General features: G+C 65.7%; 17 protein-coding genes. 6 read left to right on the top strand and 11 right to left on the bottom strand.

Features of this window, described 5'->3' with window-relative positions:
* Positions 1-33: 33 nt before the first annotated feature.
* The 3 genes from FQU74_RS09975 to FQU74_RS09965 all read left to right on the top strand — a co-directional run bounded on the left by FQU74_RS09975 (position 34) and on the right by FQU74_RS09965 (position 4,005).
* The gene (locus FQU74_RS09975) at positions 34-2,061 is read left to right on the top strand and encodes an OmpA family protein (protein ID WP_146286325.1); all 2,028 of its coding nucleotides are present in this window, start codon (positions 34-36) and stop codon (positions 2,059-2,061) included.
* Positions 2,062-2,086: 25 nt separating this feature from the next.
* Positions 2,087-2,422: a hypothetical protein gene (locus tag FQU74_RS09970; RefSeq protein WP_146286324.1), complete on the top strand. Its 336-nt coding sequence runs from the start codon at positions 2,087-2,089 to the stop codon at positions 2,420-2,422.
* A gap of 104 nt (positions 2,423-2,526) precedes the next feature.
* Positions 2,527-4,005: an NAD-dependent succinate-semialdehyde dehydrogenase gene (locus FQU74_RS09965; protein ID WP_146286323.1), complete on the top strand. Its 1,479-nt coding sequence runs from the start codon at positions 2,527-2,529 to the stop codon at positions 4,003-4,005.
* A 113-nt stretch (positions 4,006-4,118) separates the two neighbouring features.
* Here the strand turns inward: FQU74_RS09965 and FQU74_RS09960 are convergent, their stop codons facing one another.
* The gene (locus FQU74_RS09960; RefSeq protein ID WP_146286322.1) at positions 4,119-4,697 is read right to left on the bottom strand and encodes a DUF1190 domain-containing protein; all 579 of its coding nucleotides are present in this window, start codon (positions 4,695-4,697) and stop codon (positions 4,119-4,121) included.
* Between the two features lie 15 nt (positions 4,698-4,712).
* The gene (locus tag FQU74_RS09955) at positions 4,713-5,876 is read right to left on the bottom strand and encodes a glutathionylspermidine synthase family protein (RefSeq protein ID WP_146286321.1); all 1,164 of its coding nucleotides are present in this window, start codon (positions 5,874-5,876) and stop codon (positions 4,713-4,715) included.
* A gap of 120 nt (positions 5,877-5,996) precedes the next feature.
* On the opposite strand from FQU74_RS09955, the gene FQU74_RS09950 reads away from it, so the two are divergent.
* On the top strand, positions 5,997-6,533 hold the full coding sequence (locus FQU74_RS09950; protein WP_146286640.1) for an RNA polymerase sigma factor: 537 nt from the start codon (positions 5,997-5,999) through the stop codon (positions 6,531-6,533).
* Between the two features lie 89 nt (positions 6,534-6,622).
* Positions 6,623-8,521, top strand: a complete 1,899-nt coding sequence (locus tag FQU74_RS09945) for a vWA domain-containing protein (protein ID WP_421800975.1) — start codon at positions 6,623-6,625, stop codon at positions 8,519-8,521.
* A 59-nt stretch (positions 8,522-8,580) separates the two neighbouring features.
* On the opposite strand, the gene FQU74_RS09940 is transcribed toward FQU74_RS09945, so the two are convergent.
* From FQU74_RS09940 to FQU74_RS09920, 5 genes are all read right to left on the bottom strand, one after another.
* Entirely contained in the window at positions 8,581-9,060 is a 480-nt protein-coding gene (locus FQU74_RS09940; protein ID WP_146286319.1) for an Hsp20 family protein, read from the bottom strand.
* A 160-nt stretch (positions 9,061-9,220) separates the two neighbouring features.
* On the bottom strand, positions 9,221-10,069 hold the full coding sequence (locus FQU74_RS09935; protein WP_146286639.1) for a trypsin-like serine peptidase: 849 nt from the start codon (positions 10,067-10,069) through the stop codon (positions 9,221-9,223).
* A gap of 51 nt (positions 10,070-10,120) precedes the next feature.
* Positions 10,121-11,404, bottom strand: coding sequence for a glycolate oxidase subunit GlcF (glcF, locus tag FQU74_RS09930; protein WP_146286318.1), 1,284 nt, complete (start codon positions 11,402-11,404; stop codon positions 10,121-10,123).
* Positions 11,405-11,446: 42 nt separating this feature from the next.
* On the bottom strand, positions 11,447-12,505 hold the full coding sequence (locus FQU74_RS09925) for an FAD-binding protein (RefSeq protein WP_146286638.1): 1,059 nt from the start codon (positions 12,503-12,505) through the stop codon (positions 11,447-11,449).
* 54 nt (positions 12,506-12,559) lie between these two features.
* Positions 12,560-13,993 (bottom strand): FAD-linked oxidase C-terminal domain-containing protein, encoded by a 1,434-nt coding sequence (locus tag FQU74_RS09920; protein ID WP_146286317.1) that lies wholly within the window; start codon positions 13,991-13,993, stop codon positions 12,560-12,562.
* Positions 13,994-14,075: 82 nt separating this feature from the next.
* Here FQU74_RS09920 and FQU74_RS09915 point away from each other — a divergent pair, with 82 nt between their 5' ends.
* Complete coding sequence (locus tag FQU74_RS09915) at positions 14,076-14,798, top strand: DUF599 domain-containing protein (RefSeq protein ID WP_146286316.1); 723 nt, start codon at positions 14,076-14,078, stop codon at positions 14,796-14,798.
* A 5-nt stretch (positions 14,799-14,803) separates the two neighbouring features.
* Here FQU74_RS09915 and FQU74_RS09910 read toward each other — a convergent pair whose 3' ends face one another.
* From FQU74_RS09910 to FQU74_RS09895, 4 genes are read right to left on the bottom strand one after another with little or no spacing between them, the layout of a single operon-like run.
* A complete protein-coding gene (locus FQU74_RS09910; protein ID WP_146286315.1) occupies positions 14,804-16,879 on the bottom strand; it encodes a glutamine amidotransferase in 2,076 nt (691 codons plus the stop codon).
* Positions 16,880-16,887: 8 nt separating this feature from the next.
* The gene (locus tag FQU74_RS09905; protein WP_146286314.1) at positions 16,888-19,638 is read right to left on the bottom strand and encodes a DUF4159 domain-containing protein; all 2,751 of its coding nucleotides are present in this window, start codon (positions 19,636-19,638) and stop codon (positions 16,888-16,890) included.
* On the bottom strand, positions 19,638-20,510 hold the full coding sequence (locus FQU74_RS09900) for a DUF58 domain-containing protein (RefSeq protein ID WP_229704372.1): 873 nt from the start codon (positions 20,508-20,510) through the stop codon (positions 19,638-19,640). Before FQU74_RS09900 ends, FQU74_RS09905 begins: the two co-directional genes overlap by 1 nt.
* Entirely contained in the window at positions 20,507-21,505 is a 999-nt protein-coding gene (locus FQU74_RS09895; RefSeq protein ID WP_146286313.1) for an AAA family ATPase, read from the bottom strand. Before FQU74_RS09895 ends, FQU74_RS09900 begins: the two co-directional genes overlap by 4 nt.
* Positions 21,506-21,520 lie beyond the last annotated feature (15 nt).

The following is a 21,520-nucleotide window of genomic DNA, read 5'->3' as shown; positions in this document are numbered from 1 at the left end:
ACATGATCAACCGACCGGAACCAAGGCCCCCATATGCGAATCCCGTCCTCCCTGCTGACCACGACCGCCTTTGTCGGCGCGGGGATTGCAGCGGTCCTGACTGCCTGGACCGGCGCCATGGTCATCGAGAACAAGTCCGAGGCCGAAGTGCGTTCGGTCCTGCTGACGGCGGGCATGACATGGGCCGACGTGCGCGCCTCGGGGCTTCAGGTGCGCCTGCACGGCACCGCGCCGAACGAGGCCGCGCGCTTTCGCGCCCTGAACCTTGCGGGCACGGTGATCGAAAGCAGCCGCGTGCGGGACCGCCTGGATGTGGCCCCGGTCCGCGCCATCGAGCCCCCGAAGTTCTCGGTCGAGATGCTGCGCAACACGGATGGCATTTCGCTGATCGGTCTGTTGCCAGCCGCCGTTGGAACCGATCCCAATGCCCCGCCCCCCAATGCAGATGCTGCGCTCCGGGACGAAATCCTGGGCTTTGCCGGCAGTCTTCCTGTTTCCGACATGCTGGAAACCGCGGCCTTCCCCGCGCCCGAGACCTGGGCCGCCGCGCTGGATTTCGGGACCGAGGCGCTCAAGCTCTTGCCACGCTCCAAGGTCTCGGTTTCGGCCGATTCTGTGGACATCACGGCGATTTCCGACAGCGATGCCCAGAAGCGGCGGCTTGAAACAGAGCTGGCCAAGATCCGCCCCCAGGGGCTGAAGGTCAGCATCGAAATCTCGGCCCCGCGCCCGGTGCTGACGCCGTTTACGCTTCGCTTCATCAAGGATGCCGAGGGTGCGCGCTTTGACGCCTGCTCTGCCGATACCGATGCCGCACGGGACCGCATTCTTGAACTGGGCAAGGTCGCAGGGGTCGAAGGGGCGATCATGTGCACCATCGGTCTGGGCGTGCCGACACCCAGCTGGGCCGACGCGGTCGAAGCCGGGATCACCGCCGTGACCGATCTTGGCGGCGGCTCGATAACCTTCTCGGACGCCGATGTGACGCTTCTCGCCGATCCGGGCACGCCGCAGGCCACGTTTGACCGCGTGGTCGGAGAGTTGCAGGCCGACCTTCCCGCCGTCTTTTCGCTGAAATCCACGCTGCCGCCAAAGTCGGATGGGGCGCTTGCCGGGCCTGCCGACTTTACGGCGCAGCTGTCTGAAAAGGGCAAGGTTCAGCTACGCGGGCGCCTGACCGATGAGTTGCTGAAAACCTCGGTCGATGCCTTCGCCAAGGCGCGTTTCGGGGCCGACAACGTCTATACCGCGACCCGCTTTGATGATGCGCTTCCCGAAGGCTGGCCCGTCCGGGTGCTGGCAGGGCTCGAGGCGCTGTCCATCCTGCATCATGGGAACCTGACCGTCCGCGCGGATACGGTCGAGGTGTCGGGGATTACCGGCCGTCAGGATGGACGCGCCCGCGTGGCGCAGGTTCTGTCTGACAAGCTGGGTCAGGGCCAGTCCTTCAAGATCGACGTCCGCTATGACGAGGCCTTTGACCCCTTCGCAGCCCTTCCGACGCCCGAGGAATGCGCAAAAGACCTGAACGCGGTCGTCTCGCGCCAGAAGATCACCTTCGCGCCCGGTTCGGCCGAGATCACGACCGATGCAAACGCGACGATGGATGCACTCGCCAAGATCCTGCTGGAATGCCCGGCGATGAAGATGGAAATCGCAGGCCATACCGATGCGCAAGGTTCAACTGGCGGCAACCTGTCGCTCAGCCAGGCGCGGGCCGAGGCGGTGCTTCTGGCGCTGCAGGGTCGCCGCGTTCCGGTCGCCGGGATGGTGGCCAAGGGTTATGGCGAAGGCGTCCCGATCGCCGACAATGGCACCGAAGAAGGCCGCGAGGCCAACCGCCGGATCGAGTTCAACCTGCAGGCCCCGGTCGACAGCCCCGAGGTCGCCACGGCCCCCGATGGCGAGCAGACTGCGGATGCCGGCGCCACAGGCAATCAGCCCGCAGCCGAGGCAGCCGCAGCATCCGAGGCAGCCCCGGACTTCTCCAAGGACCTCAGCCCCTCGGTCGCGCCGAAAGAGGCCAAGCTGAAGCCCCGCCCCCGCCCTGACCGCAACTGACCGCATCGCAAGACAGGACTGCCGCATGAACCGCAACGAATTTGTCGTCGCCACGGCCATCGTGCTGCTGCTGGCCTTCACTCTGGGCTGGTTTGTTCATCTGATCGTGCAGCGGTTCCGCCGTGGCTCGACCGATGACATGGGGGAACTTGAACGACTGGCGCAGTCGCTCCACGATGCCGAGGAGGCGCGCGACGAGGCGGTCATGCAACTGGAACAGCGCGAGTCGGAACTGGGCAACAAGCTGAGCCAGACCGAGGCCGAACTGCGCGCCGCGATGGACGGTTTGCGGGATGCCCGGCAAGAGGCCGAGGAAATGCGCGCCTATATCGAGCGGATGCATTCCAACTCCAGATCATAAATTTGATCAAAAGTCACGAAATTACCCCAAGTCTGGCGTGATCGAACTGGACAGGGTGACAAAAACCTGCCTTCTGTTCCCGCATCCGGACATAGGAGGCCCGCATGCTTGATTCCGTCACTGATCTTCGCTCGCTTCTCAAAGATCCGTCCCTGCTCGCCACCAAGGCCTATGTGGCCGGTGAATGGATCGACGCCGACGACGGCACCAGCTTTGAAGTGACCAACCCCGCCCGTGGCGACGTGATCGCCCGTGTGCCGAACCTCGGCCGCGCCGAAACCGCCCGCGCCATCGCCGCCGCTGCAAAGGCGCAGAAGGAATGGGCCGCCCGCACCGGCAAGGAACGCGCGGCGGTCATGCGCAAATGGTTTGACCTGATGATGGCGAACCAGGATGATCTGGGCACCATCCTCTGCGCCGAAATGGGCAAGCCGCTGGCCGAGGCCAAGGGCGAGATCGCCTATGGCGCCAGCTTCATCGAATGGTTTGGCGAAGAGGCCAAGCGCGTCTACGGCGAAACGATCCCCGGCCATCAACGCGACAAGCGCATCACGGTGATCAAGCAGCCCATCGGTGTGGTCGCCTCGATCACGCCCTGGAACTTCCCCAATGCGATGATCACCCGCAAATGCGGCCCCGCGCTTGCCGTGGGCTGCGCCTTCGTCGCGCGCCCCGCTTCGGAAACCCCGCTCTCGGCGCTGGCCCTCGCGGTGCTGGGCGAGCGCGCGGGCCTGCCTGCGGGCATCCTGTCGGTTATCACCTCGGAACGCGCCTCGGACATCGGCAAGGAATTCTGCGAGAACCCGGTCGTGCGCAAACTCACCTTCACCGGCTCGACCGAAGTGGGGCGGATCCTGCTGCGTCAGGCTGCGGATCAGGTGATGAAATGCTCGATGGAGCTGGGCGGGAATGCGCCCTTCATCGTCTTTGACGACGCCGACCTCGATAAGGCCGTCGAAGGCGCAATGATCTCCAAGTTCCGCAACAACGGCCAGACCTGCGTCTGCGCGAACCGCATCTATGTGCAGTCCGGCGTCTATGATGCCTTCGCTGAAAAGCTGCGCGCGGCTGTGGCCAAGTCGCAGGTTGGCGACGGCCTGAAAGATCCGGTCCAGTTCGGCCCGCTCATCAACATGGACGCGGTCGAAAAGGTCGAGGAGCACATCGCCGACGCCACGGCCAAGGGCGCCAAGGTCGTCCTCGGCGGCGCGCGGCATGAGCTTGGCGGGTCGTTCTTCCAACCCACGGTTCTCACCGGCGTGACCGACGAAATGACCGTCACCAATGAAGAGACCTTTGGCCCGGTCGCACCGCTCTTCCGGTTTGAGACCGAAGAAGAGGTGATCGAAAAGGCCAATGCGACGATCTTCGGCCTCGCCTCTTATTTCTTTGCCCGCGACATCGGGCGCATCACCCGTGTGCAGGAAGCGCTGGAATACGGGATGGTGGGCGTCAACACCGGCCTCATCTCGACCGAGGTCGCGCCGTTTGGCGGGGTCAAGCAATCGGGTCTAGGTCGCGAGGGCAGCCATCACGGGATGGAGGACTATCTCGAGATGAAATACATCTGCCTCAGCATCTGATGACGGGCAGGGAAAGCGCGCCTCTGTGCTCGCTTTCCTTTCTCAAATATCCTCAGGGGGTGAATGGGCCGGCACGGGCCAGAGGGGGCGCGAGCGCCCCCTTTCTCTTTCCCTCAGCCGCCGGTGGAGGTGCTGCGGCCTGCCCCGGTCGTCCCGAACCCGCCGCGCTGCGCCACGGTCGCGCGGGTCATGGCGGGCTGGCCCTTGGTGACGGGGGCTTTCGCAAAGGCCTCGGTCGGCACCTTGCCGGATGCGCCAAGACGGCTGATCCCGGTTCCGGCGGGCGTCGAATACCCCCCGCCCGCACGCCCAAAGACCGGCTGCGCCACGGGACGGCCACCCGAAAGCGCGCTGCCCAGAAGATAACCCATCATCAGCGGCATGAAGATCGACCCACCGCCCCCGCCTGCCGGGCCGGCCGAGGCATCGGGCTGACAGTTCCCCTCACCATGCTGTTCCTCGCAGAGCGCCGCACTGTCGTAACGCGGCGCTGTCTCGTCATGCAGCAATTCCGCCTCGGCAAAGGTCGTGCGGCAATCGTCTGCGGTGAACCAGCCGTCCTGCGTCGCAGCCTTCAGGCAGCTGTCCAGATCAGGAAAGCTTGCCGCATCGGTTGCCGTTTCCTGACACCCCGCCAGCCCGAAGGCCGCCGCCCCGAGGATCGCCAGCGCAACGTGACCTGACCGTTTCATTGCCCCACTCCTCGCTTAATCCAAGATAACATGCGGCTGGAACCGCGACAGGTTCTGCGTGATGCGGCTGCGGTCGGACCGCACCCCAAGACCCACACAGGCCTCACCCACCATCCACGCCCCAAGAACCGGGCGCCAGCCCTCAAATTGCGGCAGGGGGTGATAGGCCTGCCGGATGCGCGGATGGGCATCATAATCGGCCACGTCAGAGGCCTCGATCACCGCACCGTTCTGCACGATCCTGATGCCCGCTCCCTCACGCGAAAAGATCGGCTTTTCGACATGGCCATGTTCAAGCCCCGCGCCTTCCTCGCCCACGAAATAGGCGGGCAGCAGGTTCGGATGATCCGGGAACATCTGCCAGAGCATTGGCAGGATCGCCTTGTTCGACAACAGGGCCTTCCACGGCGGCTCAATGAACCGGCAGCCGGACGAGGCCAGATACTGCGCGAAATCGTCAGCGAACAGATCCTCCCAAGGATACAGCTTGAACAGCGCGCCGATCACCCGATCCTCGCTATCGGCAAACTGGCCATCCGCCGTCAGCCCGATCGATTGCAGGTCGGTGTAATGCGCGCCCAAACCCGCCTCGCGTGCGGCCCAGCCCAGCGTTTCGACCGTGCCATAGTCTTCGGGCGAATCCTTCATCGCGGCGAAATGCAGGTCCTGACCGGGCGCGCATATCGCGGCAAAGCGTTCGACCAGCGCCTCGTGGATTCCGTTGAACTGATCGGCTGCCTCGGGCAGGACGCCGGCCTTAATCTGATCTTCCAGCCACAGCCACTGAAAGGCCGAGCTTTCGTAAAGCGATGTCGGGGTGTCGGCGTTGTATTCCAGAAGCTTGGCCGGCCCTGTCCCGTCAAAGGCCAGATCAAAGCGCCCGTAAAGCTCGGGCTCGGCCCGGGCCCAACTGTCGGCGATAAAGTCCCACTGCGCCCGCGGAAGCCCCATCCGCACCATCAGCGCCTCGGACCCGATGATGCGCCCCACCGCCTCGCGGCAGAGGGCGTGAAGCTCGGTGCAGGGGTCTTCGATGCAGCCCTCGATCTGACCCATCGTGAACCGCCAGACATGGCCCTCATCCCAATAGGGTTCGCCATACATATCGGCGAAGTTGAAGCCCAGATCCCGCGCCCGGTCACGCCAGTTCGGCCGTTCGGGCAGCTTCAAAAGTTCCATGCACGTCTCCTGCTGTTCCGCTCGATATCGGGCGGCGTGACAGTTTTCGCAAGTGCCCACCTTTTCGCAAGCGACCTCCAAGGATTGCGGCGGCAGATGCGTCTGATTAGCGTCATGCGCATGGAAACACCGGATGAAACCCTGGCACTGGCCGCCGCAGGCGGAGACCGCGCCGCCTTTGCCGCGCTGGTGACGCGGCATTACGATCGCATCCATGCGCTGGCCTGGCGACTGACCGGTTCAGCCGCCGATGCGCAGGATCTGACGCAAGACATCTGCGCGGCCCTTCCCGCAAAGTTGGCGGGCTGGCGGGCCGAAGCGCGGTTCACCACCTGGCTCTACCGGGTGGTGATGAACGCGGCCCATGACCTGCGCCGCCGCCAGATGACCCGCTCGCGCGCGGCCGACGGCTGGGGCGACTGGGAAATCGCGCGGCAGGATGAGGCCAGCACCGAGCGCGAGGCCCGGTTGTGGCTTGAAGATGCGATGGCCCGGCTTGGCCCCGATCTGCGCGATACGGTCGCACTGGTCCTGGGTGAGGAGTTGACACAGGCCGAGGCCGCAAAGGTGCTGGGCGTATCCGAGGGAACCGTCGCCTGGCGGATGTCCGAAGTGAAGAAGCGTCTGCGCCGCATGGCGCAAGAGGAGGCGCAATGACCGACGATCTTGACCGGCTGCGGGCCGCATTGCAGGCCCCCCCGCCTGCCCCCGGATCGCAGGCGCGCATGGCGGCCCTCGAAGCCGCGATGAAGAATTTCGATGACCTGCACGACGCGCCCCAAGGAATTGCAGATGCGCCGCGTTCCAGTGAGGCAAGCCCGAAACGGTCGGGCCTGCTGAGCGGAGTCTGGACCATGTTGAAACCCCTTGCGCGGCCGGGCGTCCTGGCCGCATCGACCTCTGTTGTCGCGGCGCTGGCCGCCGTTGTCGTCTTTTCGCCCGACTGGATGCCGCGCGTTGGCGCGCCGCCACTCGCCCCGCAACCGGCCGCAGCACCCGAGATGCCCGTGGCGGAACCCGAAGCCGTGGTCGTCGCCACTCCGCAGGCCAAGATGGCGCCCGCGTCCGAGGCCCCGATGATGGACATGGTGGCCGAAGAGAGCGCGCCGGCTCTGGCCTCTCCCCCCGCCCAGTCACGTGCCGAGGCGCCAACGGGTCTTGCCGAGGACGCCGCTGTCGGTGCCGCGATTGTGGCGGCGGTGCCGATGGAGGGCGAGATCGCGCCTGCGCCGCCCGCGACGACCGAGGACTTTGCCAATGCCAAGGCGAACCACGTGAAGGTGACGGCCGAAGAGCCTGTTTCAACCTTTTCGATTGATGTGGATACGGCCTCATGGACGGTGATCCGGCAAAGCCTGAACGCAGGCACCCTGCCCCCGGCCGAGGCCGTGCGGATCGAGGAAATGGTGAACTATTTCCCCTATGCCTATCCAGCGCCTGAAGGGGAGGCACCGTTCCGTGCCGATGTCTCTGTCTTTGAAACACCGTGGAACGCGGGCACCCGGCTGGTGCGGATCGGGCTGCAGGGGCGCCTGCCCGCCATCGCCGACCGCCCGGCCCTGAACCTCGTGTTCCTGATCGACACTTCGGGCAGCATGGATGAGCCGGCAAAGCTGCCTCTGCTGAAACAGGCGCTGCGCCTGACCCTGCCGCAACTGCGCCCGGAAGATCAGGTGGCAATCGTCGCCTATGCTGGATCCGCGGGCGTGGTGCTGGAGCCGACCGCCGCCGGCGACACCGGCGCCGTTTCAGCCGCACTGGACCGCTTGCAGGCCGGTGGTGGCACGGCCGGCGCCGAAGGGTTGACGCTGGCCTATGAAGTTGCGGCGCGCATGGCAGGCGACGGCGAGGTCAGCCGCGTGCTGCTGGCCACCGATGGCGACTTCAACCTCGGGATCAGTGACCCCTCGGAACTGATCGACCTGATCGCCCAAAAGCGCGAGTCAGGCACCTACCTCTCGGTTCTGGGCTTTGGGCGCGGCAATCTGGATGATGTGACGATGCAGGCGCTGGCCCAGAACGGCAATGGCCTCGCCGCCTACATCGATACGGCACAGGAGGCCCGGAAGGTGCTGGTGGACCAGTTGTCAGGTGCGCTCTTCCCACTAGCGAATGATGTGAAAGTGCAAGTCGAATGGAACCCCGCCCAAGTCGCGGAATACCGGCTGATCGGCTATGAGACCCGCGCACTCAACCGCGAGGACTTTAACAACGACCGGGTGGATGCGGGCGAGATCGGCGCGGGCCATCAGGTGACGGCGCTTTACGAGATCACCGCACCAGAGAGCCCCGCGCGGCTGACCGATCCGCTGCGCTATGGATCAGAACCCGCCCCGATTGATGCCGCCGAGCTTGGCTTCTTGCGCCTGCGCTACAAGGCACCAGGCTCTGCGGACAGCACCTTGATCGAGGCTCCGATCACCGCACAGAACGCGCCCGCCGATGCGGACGCCCGCTTTGCCGCCGCAATCGCCGGCTTTGGCCAGCTGCTGACCGGATCACCCTATGTGCAGGACTGGGACTGGGCCGATGCCATCACGCTTGCTGAAGGCGCGCGGGGCGACGATCCCTTCGGCTACCGGGTCGAGGCGGTCAACCTGATGCGGCTTGCACAGTCGCTTTCGCAGGCGCTTTCGCCGCGCTGAAACGAAAAAGGCGCACGGGCCCAAACCCGTGCGCCTCTCTGACGGCAATTCAGGAGAGATCAGTTGACCGCCGTCTGGGCGGGTGCGGCTTCGACCACGTCGGCCTGAACCGGGGCCGCGCGCGAAATCTCGATCCGGCGGGGTTTCAGCGCCTCGGGCGTTTCGCGGACAAGGTCGATATGCAGCATGCCGTGTTCATGGGCCGCACCACTGACGCGCACATGATCGGCCAGCGCAAAGCGGCGCTCAAAGGCACGGGTGGCGATGCCACGATGCAGGAAATTGCGATCGGCAGCCTCGGGCGCCTTGCGGGCCGAGACGAACAGCGCGCCTTCCTTGACCTCGACAGCCAGTTCCTCGGGCGTGAAGCCGGCCACTGCGATCGAGATGCGATAGGCGTTCTCGTCGGTCTTTTCGATATTGTAGGGCGGATAGGTCGGCTGGGCGACATCGGCAGTCAGGGCGCGATCCAGCAGATCGGCGATGCGGTCAAAGCCCACGGTGGCACGATAGAGCGGTGCGAAATCGAAGTTACGCATGGTCATCCTCTTCAAGCGATGTAGACGGCCCCCCGATGCCGGGCAGGCCTTGGTTCGTCAGCCGGGCCCGCAATGGCGCCCGGTTTGCCAGATCTGGGAAGGGATGCGCGCCATTTCAAGGGGCTGGCGATTGTCCAAAGGCGACAGGCCCAGGGTGCGCTCAATCGCCGGGACGATCCTCGTCGGGGCGCAGGAATTTTGGGCCTGAGGTAATGCCGCCGCGCAGGATGCGCGCCGAGCCAAGGCCTGCGGCCTCCTCGGCCTCCATGATCTCGCGCCGCAGATCTTCCAAAGGTTCGGCGAGCCCGGTTCCGATGGCCACCTTGTGCCCGTCGTATTCGGCCTTGGCCGAGACGACCGAGACGATGCGCGGCATGCCACCCAGAAACGCAAAGACGGGTGCCCCGGATGAGCCGAAATCGACATCGCAGGTCAGCATCAGCATCTTGGGTTCCTGCGCCAGAACCTTGCACACTTCCTGCAACGACGGCGCCTCGGACCGGTCCTGCGCATAAGAGACGACGCTGACGGCATCGCCCGCCAGGGGTTGCTCGCCAATGGCGAACGGCGTGACCGAAGGCTGCCGGATCGGTTGGTCCAGTTGCAGAAGCGCGATATCAAAGGCCACGCGCTCATTCAGTTTCTCGCCGCCATAGACGTAATCTGGATGGGCCACCGCCCGCTTGATGCCGCGATAGGCGATGGCGCGGCCATTGCGCCAGCCTGCACGAAACTCGATCGAGGCGGGGTCGATGCGGGCGCCTGTGTCGCGGTCAAACAGGCAATGTCCGGCGGTCAGCACCAGATCGGGCGCAATCAGCGCGCCCGTGCAAAAGCCACGACGGCCCAGCTCCAGCTTGCCCACCGCCTCCCACCCGCGACCGGCGTCGGATGTCTCAAGGCTTTCCAGCCGGGCATCCCGCGCAGGGGCCAAGGTCACAACATCCTGCGCAGGGGCGCCAAAGGGCACCACAAGGGCAATCGCCAAGGATGAGAAGATGCGCTTCATGATACCGCGGGCCAGACTCTTACCCGCACAGATTTGTGCCATTCGCCCCGATCAGGCAAGGGCCCTTGGACGTGGCCCGCCGGTCGCCCAGTCGACGAGTTCAACAGTGTGGACTATCGGCACCGTAGTTCCCGACCCGATCTGCATCATGCAGCCAATGTTTCCGGCCGCGATCACTTCGGGCGCCTTCGCCTCAAGCGTTGCGACCTTGCGCCGTTTCAACTCGGCCGAAATCTCGGGCTGCAACAGGTTGTAGGTACCGGCCGAGCCGCAACAGAGATGGCTGTCAGTGGGTTCAACCACCTCAAATCCCAAGCGTTTCAACACATCCTTGGGCGCGGTTTTCACCTGCTGGCCGTGCTGGAGCGAACAGGCGGCGTGATAGGCGACACGCATGCCCCGTGGCGGTGCCATCGGCAAATCGAGCTTTGCCAGAAGCTCTGAGATGTCCATCGCCAGGCGCGAGATCTCGGCGGCATCGGGGGCCAATGGCTCGGTGCGGAACATATGGCCGTAGTCCTTGACGGTCGTGCCGCATCCGCTTGTGTTGATCACGATCGCGTCAAGCCCGCCGCCCCGCTTTTCCGCCATCCATGCGTTGATGTTGGCCGCCGCCTGATGGTGGCTTTCATCGACCCGCCCCATGTGATGGGTCAGCGCGCCACAACAACCCATGCCGCGCGCCACCACCACCTCGCAGCCAAAGCGGCGCAGTACCCGGATGGTGGCATCGTTGATGTCGGTGTTCAGCGCCTTCTGCGCGCAGCCCGTCAGCAGCGCGACCCGCATCCGCCTTTGACCGATTGCCGGAAACACCTGCGGATCATCGTTGCGGCTGACCGGCGGCACCTGCTTTGGGGCCATCGCGACCATCGCGCGCAATCGTGGGTCGGGAAGGAGGCGCGCGAAGGGCCTTGCCATCTTCGCCCCCAGCATCGCCAGACGGAACCGGCCCGGATAGGGGATGATACGTGACAGCAACCAGCGCAGCGCCCGGTCACCCAACGGCCGACGATAGGTCTTTTCGATATGGGCGCGCGCGTGGTCGATGAGGTGCATGTAATGCACGCCGCTTGGGCAGGTGGTCATGCAAGCCAGACAGCTAAGGCAGCGGTCGATATGCTTGACGGTGCGCGCGTCGGCAGGGCGGCCGCTTTCGAGCATCTCCTTGATCAGATAGATCCGGCCGCGCGGGCTGTCGAGTTCATCCCCCAGAACCTGATAGGTCGGGCAGGTCGCGGTGCAGAACCCGCAATGCACGCAGCTGCGCAGGATCTGGTTCGCGCGGGCGATGCCGGGGTCCTTCAGCTGTTCCTGCGAGAAATTCGTCTGCATGGCGGCTCCTGCGATGGCTTTGCGCGCGTGTCGGCGTGGGGGTCAGGCAAAGATGCCGCGTGGATCAAAGGCCTGGCGCAGCCCTTTGGTCAGTTCGGCGAGATGCGGGGATTCGGGGGGCGCCGGATCGGGTGGAGTGCCGCGCAGGCAGGTGGCATGGCCAGAGAGATCGCCCAGTTTTGCGCGCAGGTCTGTGCCTTGAGGCGTCAGCACCCAGATCAGCGCGCCACCCCAATCGAGCATCACTTCATCGGCCCCGATCCGCGCGATCAGCCCTGCGGCCAGCGATGGACGGGTCGAGATGCGCCACAGATCACCCTGCCGACCGCCAAGCGGCGCCACATCGCGGATCGCAGCCCACGCAGAGGGCACCTCGCGGGCCTCTCCCCAGGGTGCCAGCAATGCGCGCAACCGGCCCGCCCGATAAGCGACCGAGCCCTCAAACCCTTCGATCCGCAGAAAGGTGCCCTGCCCGGGCAGATGCGCGGCACCCGTAACCTCGAAGGGCGAGCCAAGGGCTGCCGACATCGCCGCGACCGCCTGATCGACCGAAAGTCCCGACAGGGCCAGCGTCAGCTCGATCTCCGGGCGCGGCAGCACCTTGAGCGCGACCTCGGTCAACACCCCCAGCTGGCCCCGGCTGCCTGACATGAGCTTCACCAGATCATAGCCGGTCACGTTCTTCATCACGCGCCCGCCATTGCGAACGACATCGCCGCGCCCATCGACAAAGCGCACGCCCAGACAGAAGTCGCGCGCGGCGCCCACTGCCACACGCCGCGGACCCGAGGCATTCTCGGCCACCACACCCCCAATGGTCGAGGTGCCCGCACGCACCAGAACCCCACGCAGGTCCGGCACTTCGAACGCAAGGCGCTGCCCCTCGGCGGCAAGCGTCGCCTCGATTTCGGCCACCGGGGTTCCGGCGGCCACCACAAGGGTCAAAGCGCCGGGTTCGTACAACGTTATCCCTGTCAGCGCGGTTGTGCTGATCGCCGGGCCTTGTGGTGCGCGCCCGCGCGTGCCGCCGCCGCGCACCGCAAGCGGCCCGTGGGTTGCACGGATCATCTCTGAAAGCTCGGCCTCATCGCGGGGGATCAGTTGCGCGGTCATTGTCTTTCCAGTCAAACTGAGGGGCAGATGCGGCGCCGGGCGTTAACCCGCACGGCGGCTGGCAGTCACATGCAGCGGGAACACCTTGGCGGGGTTCAGAAGCCACCGGGGGTCGAACACGTCCTTCACCCGCAGCTGCGCCTCAAGATCAAGGGGGCCATACTGCACCTCCATCAGATCGCGCTTCTCGATCCCCACGCCATGCTCGCCCGTCAGGCAGCCGCCAACTTCGACACAGAGCTTCAGGATCTCGGCGCCAAGCTCTTCGCATTTTTCCTGATCGCCCGGCGTGTTCGCGTTGTAGAGGATCAACGGGTGCATGTTGCCATCGCCCGCATGAAAGACATTCGCCACCTCAAGTCCAAAATCGCGGCTCAGCTCTCCAATCCGGCGCAGCACATAGGGCAGGCTGGACACCGGGATCGTGCCATCGAGGCACATGTAGTCGTTGATCTGCCCCATGGCGCCAAAGGCCGATTTGCGGCCCAGCCAGATGCGCTTGGCCTGATCGGCGTCCGCAGCCTCACGCAGGTCGACCGGATTGTGGCGGCGCGCGATGTCCATGATCAGGTGCAGTTGATGACGGATTTCTTCCTCGGCGCCCTCAACCTCGACAATCAGAAGCGCCTCGCAGTCAGGGTAGCCTGCCTGCGCAAAGGCCTCACAGGCCTTGATGCAGGGGCCGTCCATGAACTCGATCGCAACCGGTAAGACCCCCGCCTTGATGATGTCAGAGACACAGGCGCCGGCCACTTCGGAGGAGTCGAAGCCGATCAGCACTGGCAGCGCGCCTTCGGGCTTGGGCAGGATGCGCAGGGTCGCCTCGGTCACCACCCCGAGCTGACCTTCGGATCCGCAGATCAGGCCCAGAAGATCCAGCCCTGGCGCATCCATCCACGGCCCGCCGACCTCGACCACGCGGCCATCCATCATGACCATGGTCACGCCCAGCAGGTTGTTGGTGGTCACCCCGTATTTCAGACAATGCGCCCCGCCCGAGTTCATCGCGATATTGCCCGCGATCGCACAGGCGAGCTGGCTTGAGGGGTCGGGGGCATAGAAAAACCCTTCGTCTTCGACGGCGGCGGTTACGGCAAGGTTGGTCCGGCCGGTCTGCACCCGGATGAAGCGGTCGGGGAAGCTGACCTCCAGCACCTCGGTCATGCGGGCAACACCAAGGATCACGCTGTCTGCGGTGGGCAGTGCACCGCCAGCCAGCGACGTGCCCGCCCCACGCGGGACGACCGGCACGCCCTCTTCATGGCAGATGCGCAGCACGGCCGAAACCTCGGCCGTCGTGCGCGGCAGAACGGCAACAAGCGGGGGGCATCGATAGGCGGAAAGCGCATCGCATTCATAGGCGAGCACCTCTTGCGGATCATGGATCACCGCATCTGCCGGCAAGACAGCCCGCAGCCGAGCGACGATGCGATCCTTGCGTGCAAGGATCGACGGGCTTGGAACCGGCATGTCCATGGCTACCCTCCCTATATTTGGTAAACTTATATAACCAATTTTACAATTTGGCAAGGCCGCGCGGTCACGCTAGACAAGGATCATGGACGCCATTTCAATCCTTCGCCTGTTCACGCCTGCGGATGCGCTCGCTGTCGGCTTTTCGCTGACCGGTGCCATTGTCCTGCAACGGCTGATCGAAAGCCCGACCTTCCGTCGCCCTTCGGTCTCGCAGATCATGGTGCATTACCGGCGCGACTGGATGCGCGAGATGGTGACGCGCCAGCCGCGGATCTTCGATGCGACCATTCTGGACGGGCTGCGGCAAGGGATCACCTTTTACGCCTCGTCCTGCCTGATCGGGTTGGGTGCGGGTCTTGCGCTGGTGTCGGATACGACGCCGCTGCAGGGGCTTGCCACCTCGTTCGATCTGGACGCAGGACCTGCGCTGATCATGAAGGCCAAGATCCTGTTCGTGCTGGCCTTTGTGGTGAATGCGTTCCTGATGTTCGTCTGGTCGCACCGGCTGTTCGGCTATTGCTCGGTGCTGCTGGCCTCGGTTCCGAACGACATCCATCACCCGCGCGCCTATGAACGCGCGGCCCGCGCGGCCGAGGTGAACATCACCGCCGCGCGCAACTACAACCGGGGGCTGCGGTCGGTCTACTATGCGCTCGGCGCGCTTGGCTGGCTGCTTGGACCCTGGGCGCTGATCGTGACGATGGGGGCGACCTTCGCCACACTGATCCGGAGAGAGTTCGCCTCGCAAAGCCGCGAGGCGATCATCGCCCGGCTGACTGAAGACGCCCCGCCGCCCCGGCATTAGGGCGCCTAGACAGCCTTTCCGCCCAAACGCCCCTCGCGCAGCCATGCGAGCAAGATTAAGGCCGAGGCAATCGCCAGCCAGACCCATTCGGGCAGCAGTGCCGAAATGCGGATATCCTGCGTGACATGGGCACCCCGTGGCGTAATGCCGATCCAGCCGCGACCGGCGGCGGTCCGCCCCTCGCCCACGGTCCGCAGGTCGGGCAGACCATCCTCGATTCTGAGAACACCGCCCCCTGCCGCCTCCACCACTGGCTCCAGCACCTCGGCCGAGGCGAGCGTCTCCTCGAACTCACGCGGGGATGGCGGGCCTACGGCGACGACGGTCGAAAGTTCACCCTGCTTTAGCCGGTAAAGGCCCTGCTGCGGCGCAGGCATCTCGGCCCGGTAATGCCCCGGTGAAACCTGCGGCAATGCCAGCGCGGTGACAGTACCATCAGGCAAGGTCACCTCCACCGCATCGGGCGGCGTTTCGGACAGCGTGCGGCGGCTGACGACGATCGATTGCTCTTTCGGTTCCGCCGAGAGCGTCTCTTCCTCAAGCTCCGGCTCTTTCAGCATCCAGTGTGCAAGCCGGCGCAGCAGTTCAAGCTGCGGGCCACCGCCCTCATACCCCCGGCCCCACAACCAGGCGTGGTCCGAGGCCAGCACGGCCACCCGCCCTTCGCCCTCGCGCGCGAGAACCAGCAGCGGACGGCGTTCCAGCCCCTCCATCACCACCTGACCGGCGCCACGAGCCGAGATCTCGATCTGCCGGAACCAGCGGCCCCATCCCCCTTCGGGCGCACGGGCATCAAGGCCCTGCGTCACCGGATGGCGTTGCCCCAGATCGGTCAGCGCCGGGCGGAAGCCCCCCTCCAGCACGCGGCTGGTGGTGGTGACGGGCAGAATGTCGGCCAAGGGTGAGCGCCAGAGGCTGTCGGCCGTCCCGAACTCGGGGCCAGCCGCTACCAGAACCGTCCCTCCGCGCGTGACATAATCGCGCACGTTCTCAAGATAGGCCTGCGGCAGGATTCCCCGCAGTCGATAGCGGTCAAAGATGATCAGGTCGAATTCTTCGATCTTTTCGACAAACAACTCTCGCGTGGGAAAGGCGATCAGCGACAACTCGTCAACCGGCACGCCGTCCTGCTTTTCCGGCGGGCGCAGGATGGTGAAATGTACCAGATCGACCGAGGGATCGGATTTCAGCAGGTTCCGCCAGACACGCTCACCAGCATGGGGCTCACCGGAGACCAGAAGCACCCGCAGTCGATCCCGTACACCGTTGATCGCGGTGACCGAGCTGTTGTTGCGCGTGGTCAGCTCGCCCTCGGCGGCGGCCACGTCGAACTGCAGGATGTTTTGCCCGCCATGTGGCAGGGTGACGGGCAGTTCCAGATCTTCGCCCACGGGGACCGAGTACCATTGCGGCTCTCCCCCGTCGATGGCGATGGAAAGGTCAGCCATGCCCGCGGCCGAAGCAGGCACATCGCCCGCATCCTCGATCCGCAGGGTCAGCGTCACGGGCTCATCAATGATGGCGAAGGCGGGGGCGTTCTTGACGATCAGCCGGCGATCCCAGTCTGACTCACGCCCTGTCATCAGCAAATGCAGGGGGGCGGGCATGGCGGGCGCGAGCTCGATGTCATGCACGCGCCCGTCCGAGATGATCACCGCCCCCGCGATCCGGTCGCGGGGTTCGGCGGCGATTGCCTCGGCCAGCGCCGCCATGACGGGCGATCCGCCATCCCCGGGCGCATCCAGAACCGTCGTGACGCGCAGCTCTGTTCCCGGCAGGGCCGCGACCTCGGCCTCAAGCGCCGCAAGGGCCGTCTCGGCCTGAAGCGCGCGGTCACCGACGCTCTGGCTTGACGTGCGGTCAACCACGGCGATGACGATGTCGCTGAGCGGTTTACGCTCCTCGCGCTGGATCGCGGGGTTCATCAGCGCCGCCAGCAGGGCCAGCGCGGCGCCGGTGCGCCATGGCCATCCGGCAAGCCCGCGCCACAGCGCGTAAAGCGCAAGCCCAAGGCACAGAACCGCCAGCCCCGTGATGACCGCCCAGGGCAGCAGCGGGTCAAAGACGATGGATGCGGCCATCCCCCCGATCATTGCCCCAGCCTTTCCAGCAGCGCGGGCACATGGACCTGATCGGATTTGTAGTTTCCGGTGAACACATGCATCACAAGGTTGATCCCGAACCGATAGGCAATCTCGCGCTGGCGTTCGCCGCCCGAACCACGCCCCACCGGATAGAGTGGCAGCCCGCGCTCATCCACAGCCCAGGCTGCGGCCCAGTCGTTTCCGCCAATCACCACCGGCGTTACCCCGTCGTTGAGATTGCGGAATGGCATCCCCTCGGCCTGCTCGGCATCGGGTGGCGCGGCCTCGACCCAGATCGTGCCGTTCTGCCGTCCGGGAAAGTCCTGCAACAGATAGAAGGTCCGGGTCAGCACATGATCGGTGGGGATAGGCTCCAGCGGCGGGATGTCCAGTGCCGCAGCAATCAACTGCAACCTGCGTGCCTCGGCCGAGGTGCCGCCCGGCGTGTTGGCGTCGCGGGTATCAAAGAGGATCATGCCGCCAGTCCGCAGAAACTCGTTCAGCTTGCCATAGGCCTGAACCGAAGGCAGCGGCTGATCCGCCGTCACCGGCCAGTAGAGAAAGGGAAAGAACGCAAGTTCGTCGCGTTCAATATCAACGGCAATCGGCTCGGCCGGCTCGACCGTGGTGCGCCCGAAGAGCTGCTGGCCCAGGCCGCGCAATCCGGCCTCTGACAACCCATCTACCCGCATATCGCCTGTAACCACATAGGCCAGCCGCAACTCGGTGGTTGCCGTCAGCGCGAATGCATCATCGCCCGACTGCGCGCGCCCCTCTGTCGGGGCAAGGCCCAGCAGGGCCAGCACAAGTCCCAGACGCGCCGCAAGGTTGCCCGACAGGCGACCCGAAACCAAAAGCGCCGCCAGCACATCTGCTGCCAGCAGGATCAGGGCGGCGGCGAGGAAGCTGCCCTTCAAGGGTTGCTCCTGCGCAGCCTCCAGCCCCTCGACCGGCACGTTGGCGGGCCAGACGGCAGGCGCAAGGCTTGTCTCGGGGCTGATCACGTTCAGGGCGATCAGCCGATCCTCGCCCGCATACAATCCCGGCAGGCGATCGGGGCCCGGTTGGCCCGTTGCAAGCGCCTCTCCCGGCACGCCGGGCAGGCCCGTGGGGTCTTGCAAGACACCAAAGGCATCAAGCACCTGTTGCGGCGCAAAGGTCTGACCAGCCAGATCGGCAGCCTCGGGCAGTGCGGGGCGGGTCGAGACAGCCAGCCGTTCCAGCATCTGGACGAACAAGCCCGACAGCGGCAGCGACGACCATTCGGCATTTGCGGTGACATGGAACAGTACCACCTGCCCCTGCCCAAGCGCCTTGCGCGTCACAAGGGGGGTGCCGTCCTCCAGCATGGCGATCGAGCGCGCGGCAAGATCAGGGTCGGGCTGGGCCAGAACCTGCGCCTTGACCGTCACCTCTGCCGGCACCGAAAGGCCGTAGAATGGGCTCGTCTCGGCGAAAGGCGCCAGCGTGCGAGGGCTACCCCAGCTCATGGCGCCGCCAAGCGCACGGCCACCCTCGCGCAGGCGCACGGGCAGAAGCGGGTCCTCTTCCATGCGCGCCACATCCGAGGCCGCGAGCCGCGGCCCGGCAAAGCGCAGCAGAAGCCCGCCTGCATCAACCCATTTCACCAGACCATTGTTTTCTTCGGCCGTCAGCCGCGCAACATCGGCAAGGATGATCACATCGGGGCTGGCCTTTAGCACATCGACAAGGCTGCCGTCGATCAGTTCGGCCACCGGCGCCAGTGCCTGCCGCAGGTAATGGGTGGGCGACAGAAGCAGCAGCCCTTCGCGCCCGGCACTGCCACCGATCAGCGCGACCTTGCGCCGCTTCAGGCTGTCATCGGTCAGCGTGACTGAGCCTGCGGTGCGGATCCCCGCCATCTCGAACCGGGTCAGGCGGTTACGCAGTTCGGGCGGCAGGTTCAGCGCAGCCTCGGTCTCGGTCTTGCCGGTGGCAAATGTCAGCGTGGCGCGCGCAAGTTCCCGGTCAATCCCGGCGGGGTCCAGCCCACGCGCGGCGACATCCACCTCCATCTGCGTGCCGGCAGGCTGGCGCAGGCCGCGGATCTGCACGGCGCCATCCTTGAACGCGACCGGAGCAAGCGCGACAACGGGGCGCGCGGTTTCAAAGACGCGCAACGGCCCACGCCCCTGCAACGCGGCAAGCAGGTCGGACCGACCCGGATGATCCAGCCCGCTGGCAATCCAGTAGGTCTCAAACCCACCCTCAGGCAGCGCTGCGATCCAGTCTGCATCCATGGGATCAAAGGGCAAGGGCGAAAGCCCGGCAATCCGGTCAAGCACGGGCTGTGCGGTCTGAAACTCGGGCCGCGCGGGCGTATCGGTCAGGCGGATCGCGGCGACGGTGCGACCACTGCGGCCCGCCTCTTCGACGATCAGACGGGCGCGTTCAATCCGGCGCGGCCAGTCGCGCGCATCCGCCCAGCCCCCGTCGATGACCACCAGAAGCGGCAGGTCGGGCGTAACCTTGGGCTGCGAGGGGTTGAGCACCGGGCCAGCAAAGGCGATGATCGCCGCCGCGACTGCCGCCGCCCGCAAGAGGAGCAGCCACAGCGGCGTGCGTTCGGTTTCGGTATCCGTGTCCTTAAGCCCGAGAAGCAGCGCCACACCCGGAAAGCGCCGCCGGATCGGTGCGGGCGGCACCGCCCGCAGCAGGATCCACAGAAGCGGCAGCGCCAGCAGCGCCCCCAATACCAGCGGCGAGGTGAAGCCGATGGCGCCAAGCGTCCACATCAGAACCCGGCCTCCAGCGCACGATAAAGCCACAGAAGTGCGGGCTGCGCGCCCTGCCCCGTATGGTGCTGGGTGAACTGCCAGCCTGAAAGGCGCGCCAGCGTCGCAAGGCGCTCGCGCCGCTCTGCCAGCCGGGCGAGATAGCGGCTGCGCAGATCGCCGGCGCGCTGCGTTTCATAGCGAAGAGAGCCCGCCATGGATTCAAAGATCGTCCGGCCATCAAAGGGGAAATCCTCTTCGGCCGGATCGAGTACCTGAAGAAGCGCGCCCCGCACGCCCCGGGCCATGGCCACGCCGATGGCATCCTCGACCGCCGCAAGGTCCCCCATGAAATCCGAAATCAGCACCGCCTGGCCATGGGCGGCAAGGCCTGTCGTTTCGGGCCGGCCATAGTCTTCGGCACCGTCCTGCGCCAGCGCCCGTGCAAGCCGTTCCGCCTGCGCCCGCCCGGATCGCGGCGGGGTCAGCCCGCCCATCAGGCCCACACGTTCGCCCCCGCGCAACAGAAGAACAGAGAGAGCCAGCGCCAGCAACCTTGCGCGATCAGCCTTTGGCGCGCGCGCCTTGTCGCCCGTAAAGCGCATCGAGGCCGAGGGATCCACCCAGATCGACACGCTTTGCGCGGCCTGCCATTCGCGTTCACGCACATATTGCACGTCGCCCCGGCCCGACCTGCGCCAGTCGATCATCCGGGCGCTGTCGCCCGCATGGACCTGCCGGTATTGCCAGAACTCATCCCCCATTCCGGCGCGGCGGCGCCCGTGTTCCCCCAGCATTATGGCCGCAGCCAGATGTTCGGCCGCCGCCAGAAGCGGGGGCAAAGACTGCCCCAACTCCTCGGCGCGGGCGCGGAGATCGGATTGCGGTGTCACGCAGCCGCCTCTTGGCCAAGGCTCTGCGCCACAACGCGGTCGATGACAGCGCCAAGCGTTTCGCCACGCGCGCGCGCCGCAAAGTTGAGCGCCATCCGATGCGTCAGCACCGGACGCGCGAGATCTGCCACATCAGCCACCGAGGGCGCGAGCCGGCCATCGAGCAGCGCCTTGGCGCGGGTTGCCAGCATCAGGGCCTGCGCCGCGCGCGGGCCCGGACCCCAGCTTAGCGTATCGGCAACAGCCGTGCCTTCGGCCTCGCCGGGGCGGCAGGCACGCACCAGATCAAGGATCGCCTCGACCACGCTGTCACCCACCGGCATGCGCCGGATCACCTCTTGCGCGTCGAGCAGCCCGGCGGCGGTAAACACCTGATGCGCCTCGGCCTCTTCGGCACCGGTGGTGGCAAGCAGGATGTCACGCTCGGTCGCACGGTCGGGGTAGTCCACATCGACCTGAACCAGAAACCGGTCCAACTGCGCCTCGGGCAGCGGATAGGTGCCCTCCTGCTCGATCGGGTTCTGCGTGGCGAGGACGTGGAAGGGCCGGCCCAGCGGGCGATGCTCACCCGCGATCGTCACCTCGCGTTCCTGCATGGCCTGCAACAGCGCCGATTGCGTGCGCGGGCTGGCCCGGTTGATCTCGTCGGCCATCAGCAACTGGCAGAAGATCGGGCCTTCGATAAAGCGGAAGGCGCGGCTGCCGTCAGCGCCGGTCTCCAGCACCTCGGACCCCAGAATGTCGGCGGGCATCAAGTCCGGGGTGAACTGGATGCGGTTGCCTTTAAGCCCCATCACCGTCGACAGGGTATCGACCAGACGCGTCTTGCCAAGGCCGGGCAGCCCCACCAGCAGCGCATGCCCCCCGCAGAGCATCGAGGCAAGCACCAGATCGACCACCCGTTCCTGCCCGATGAAGCGCCTGTTGATCGATGTCTTGGCCTGCGCCAGTTGCTCCCCCAGGGATTCGATCCGTTCCACCAGCGCTTCCGCCATGACTTTGCCCTTCAA

Source organism: Gemmobacter aquaticus, from assembly GCF_007859075.1.
Lineage (GTDB): Bacteria > Pseudomonadota > Alphaproteobacteria > Rhodobacterales > Rhodobacteraceae > Gemmobacter > Gemmobacter aquaticus.
The sequence above is the reverse complement of the archived record's forward strand: the minus strand, read 5'-3'. Positions and strand labels throughout refer to the sequence as shown.

Excerpts from the sequence above, each read along its gene's own strand:
- FQU74_RS09975 (WP_146286325.1), top strand. The coding sequence starts at position 34 with ATGCGAATCCCGTCCTCCCTGCTGACCACGACCGCCTTTGTCGGCGCG.
- FQU74_RS09960 (WP_146286322.1), bottom strand. The coding sequence starts at position 4,697 with ATGAAACGGTCAGGTCACGTTGCGCTGGCGATCCTCGGGGCGGCGGCC.
- FQU74_RS09965 (WP_146286323.1), top strand. The coding sequence starts at position 2,527 with ATGCTTGATTCCGTCACTGATCTTCGCTCGCTTCTCAAAGATCCGTCC.
- FQU74_RS09940 (WP_146286319.1), bottom strand. The coding sequence starts at position 9,060 with ATGCGTAACTTCGATTTCGCACCGCTCTATCGTGCCACCGTGGGCTTT.
- FQU74_RS09955 (WP_146286321.1), bottom strand. The coding sequence starts at position 5,876 with ATGGAACTTTTGAAGCTGCCCGAACGGCCGAACTGGCGTGACCGGGCG.
- FQU74_RS09905 (WP_146286314.1), bottom strand. The coding sequence starts at position 19,638 with ATGTGGACGCTTGGCGCCATCGGCTTCACCTCGCCGCTGGTATTGGGG.
- FQU74_RS09920 (WP_146286317.1), bottom strand. The coding sequence starts at position 13,993 with ATGGACATGCCGGTTCCAAGCCCGTCGATCCTTGCACGCAAGGATCGC.
- FQU74_RS09915 (WP_146286316.1), top strand. The coding sequence starts at position 14,076 with ATGGACGCCATTTCAATCCTTCGCCTGTTCACGCCTGCGGATGCGCTC.
- FQU74_RS09935 (WP_146286639.1), bottom strand. The coding sequence starts at position 10,069 with ATGAAGCGCATCTTCTCATCCTTGGCGATTGCCCTTGTGGTGCCCTTT.
- FQU74_RS09910 (WP_146286315.1), bottom strand. The coding sequence starts at position 16,879 with ATGGCCGCATCCATCGTCTTTGACCCGCTGCTGCCCTGGGCGGTCATC.
- FQU74_RS09970 (WP_146286324.1), top strand. The coding sequence starts at position 2,087 with ATGAACCGCAACGAATTTGTCGTCGCCACGGCCATCGTGCTGCTGCTG.
- FQU74_RS09945 (WP_421800975.1), top strand. The coding sequence starts at position 6,623 with ATGAAGAATTTCGATGACCTGCACGACGCGCCCCAAGGAATTGCAGAT.
- FQU74_RS09950 (WP_146286640.1), top strand. The coding sequence starts at position 5,997 with ATGGAAACACCGGATGAAACCCTGGCACTGGCCGCCGCAGGCGGAGAC.
- glcF (WP_146286318.1), bottom strand. The coding sequence starts at position 11,404 with ATGCAGACGAATTTCTCGCAGGAACAGCTGAAGGACCCCGGCATCGCC.
- FQU74_RS09895 (WP_146286313.1), bottom strand. The coding sequence starts at position 21,505 with ATGGCGGAAGCGCTGGTGGAACGGATCGAATCCCTGGGGGAGCAACTG.